At 66.4% G+C, this 2587-nt stretch carries 2 protein-coding genes; one reads left to right on the forward strand and one right to left on the reverse strand.

Features of this window, described 5'->3' with window-relative positions; translation table 11 throughout:
- Nucleotides 1-280 precede the first annotated feature (280 nt).
- Nucleotides 281-520 (reverse strand): hypothetical protein, encoded by a 240-nt coding sequence (locus DBR34_RS10085; RefSeq protein WP_128096690.1) that lies wholly within the window; start codon nucleotides 518-520, stop codon nucleotides 281-283.
- Nucleotides 521-681: 161 nt separating this feature from the next.
- On the opposite strand from DBR34_RS10085, the gene parE reads away from it, so the two are divergent.
- Entirely contained in the window at nucleotides 682-2571 is a 1890-nt protein-coding gene (gene parE / locus DBR34_RS10090; RefSeq protein WP_128096691.1) for a DNA topoisomerase IV subunit B, read from the forward strand.
- Nucleotides 2572-2587: the final 16 nt, after the last annotated feature.

The raw sequence follows: 2587 nt of genomic DNA on the forward strand, positions 1-2587 counted from the left end.
GTGGACACACGCGCCGGGGATGGGATCGGGGGGGCAGCGCGGGGACCGGTCGGCGAGGTCGGGGTGGCCGTGCCGGTCGCCGTTGGGACCGTCACCTCCTGCCTACCCTGCTGGCGATCGCGCACGATCAGGCCAGTCCATTCGCTGATGGATGACACGCACTGCTCCCGGAAAGCGCTAGTTTACAGATTGAAGGCCGCAAGCCCAAGCACTGGATTGCGGTCCCCACAAAAAAAGGCGCCCCGGCAAGGCCGGGGCGCCCATGGCAGCAGAAGGAGGCTCAGCGCTTCTTTTTGGCCTCTTCCTCTTCTTCCTTCTGCGGGGCCTGCTCGCCCCTGGCCTTCATTTCGGCCGTGGCCTGGGCCCGGCGCTTGGCTTTGGCGTCCGCCTCGGACTGGGCCTTGTCGGCCTGTTCGCCCTGCTGCGGCGTGGGCTGGCCCTGTCCGGCGTTCTGGGCCATGGCCAGCGGCACGGCCACGACGGCGGCGGCAATGGCAACGATGGTCAGCAACTTCTTCATGGGTCACTCCTCGCGGTATCGGCTTGGGATGGGGTCGCCGGGTACGGTTTCCACCACGCACAGTGTATCCAACCCTGGTCGGCCGCCCCCTGAACGTGCGGCGTGCAAAAAAACCGTCCAGACCGCAAACTTCGCCGTCGCTTTGCGCTATATGAAAACAGATGAACGCCCGTTATAACGCCGCCGATATTGAAGTCCTGTCCGGCCTGGACCCGGTCAAGCGCCGCCCCGGCATGTACACCGACACCGCGCGCCCGAACCACCTGGCGCAGGAAGTCATCGACAACGCCGTCGATGAGGCCCTGGCCGGGCATGCCCGTACGGTCGAGGTCACCCTGTACAAGGACGGCAGCTGCGAGGTCAGCGATGACGGCCGCGGCATGCCGGTGGACATCCACCCCGAGGAGAAGATCCCGGGCGTCGAGCTGATCCTGACCCGCCTGCATGCGGGCGGCAAGTTCAACAACAAGAACTACACCTTCTCCGGCGGCCTGCACGGCGTGGGCGTCAGCGTGGTCAATGCGCTGTCGACCCTGGTCGAGGTGCACATCAAGCGCGATGGCAGCGAGCACCGCATCACCTTCCGCAATGGCGACCGCGCCACCCCGCTGGAAGTGGTCGGCAGCGTCGGCAAGAAGAACACCGGCACCCGCGTGCGCTTCTGGGCCGACCCGAAGTACTTCGATACGCCCAAGTACAACCTGCGCGCGCTGCGCCACCTGCTGCGCGCCAAGGCCGTGCTGTGCCCGGGCCTGACCGTGAAGCTGCGCGACGAAGCCACCGACGAGCAGGACACCTGGTACTACGAAGACGGCCTGAGCGATTACCTCAAGGCCGAGCTGGGCGAGCGCGAGATGCTGCCGGCGGACCTGTTCGTGGGCCACCTGAAGAAAGAAAACGAGATCGTGGACTGGGCCCTGGCCTGGATCCCCGAGGGCGAGCTGGTCCAGGAAAGCTACGTCAACCTGATTCCGACCGCCCAGCACGGCACCCATGCCAATGGCCTGCGCACCGGCCTGACCGAGGCGCTGCGCGAGTTCTGCGACTTCCGCAACCTGCTGCCGCGCGGGGTCAAGCTGGCCCCGGAAGACGTGTGGGACCGGGTGTCGTTCGTGCTGTCGCTGAAGATGACCGACCCGCAGTTCAGCGGCCAGACCAAGGAGCGCCTGTCCTCGCGCCAGGCCGCCGGGTTCGTCGAGGGTGCCGCGCACGACGCCTTCAGCCTGCTGCTGAACCAGAACGTGGAGATGGGCGAGAAGATTGCCCAGCTGGCCATCGAACGCGCCAGCGCGCGCCTGAAGACCGAAAAGCTGGTGACCCGCAAGAAGGTCACCCAGGGCCCTGCCCTGCCCGGCAAGCTGGCCGACTGCATCAGCCAGGACCTGTCGCGCACCGAGCTGTTCCTGGTGGAGGGCGATTCGGCCGGCGGCAGTGCCAAGCAGGCGCGCGACAAGGACTTCCAGGCCATCATGCCGCTGCGCGGCAAGATCCTGAACACCTGGGAAGTGTCCTCGGGCAGCGTGCTGGCCTCTGAAGAAGTGCACAACCTGGCCATCGCGATCGGCTGCGACCCGGGCAAGGACGACATCAGCGGGCTGCGCTACGGCAAGGTGGTGATCCTGGCCGACGCCGACTCCGACGGCCTGCACATCGCCACGCTGCTGACCGCCCTGTTCCTGAAGCACTTCCCGGCGCTGGTCGATGCCGGCCACGTGTTCGTGGCGATGCCGCCGCTGTTCCGTATCGACGTGGGCAAGCAGGTGTTCTACGCGCTGGATGAAGAAGAGAAGCGCACCATGCTGGACAAGATCGAGCGCGAGAAGATCAAGGGCACGGTCAGCGTGACCCGCTTCAAGGGCCTGGGCGAAATGAACCCGCCGCAGCTGCGTGAGTCGACCATCCACCCCGACACGCGCCGCCTGGTGCAGCTGACCATCGACGATGGCGAACAGACCCATTCGCTGATGGACATGCTGCTGGCCAAGAAGCGCGCGGGCGACCGCAAGCAGTGGCTGGAGAACAAGGGCGACCTGGCCTCGCTGGAAGTCTGATCGCGCCGCCCGCCGC

The organism is Stenotrophomonas sp. HMWF003, assembly GCF_003061285.1.
In the GTDB taxonomy this organism is placed as follows: Bacteria; Pseudomonadota; Gammaproteobacteria; order Xanthomonadales; family Xanthomonadaceae; genus Stenotrophomonas; species Stenotrophomonas maltophilia_AP.

Coding starts and splice junctions, on each gene's coding strand:
- DBR34_RS10085 (WP_128096690.1), bottom strand. CDS start 520: ATGAAGAAGTTGCTGACCATCGTTGCCATTGCCGCCGCCGTCGTGGCC.
- parE (WP_128096691.1), top strand. CDS start 682: ATGAACGCCCGTTATAACGCCGCCGATATTGAAGTCCTGTCCGGCCTG.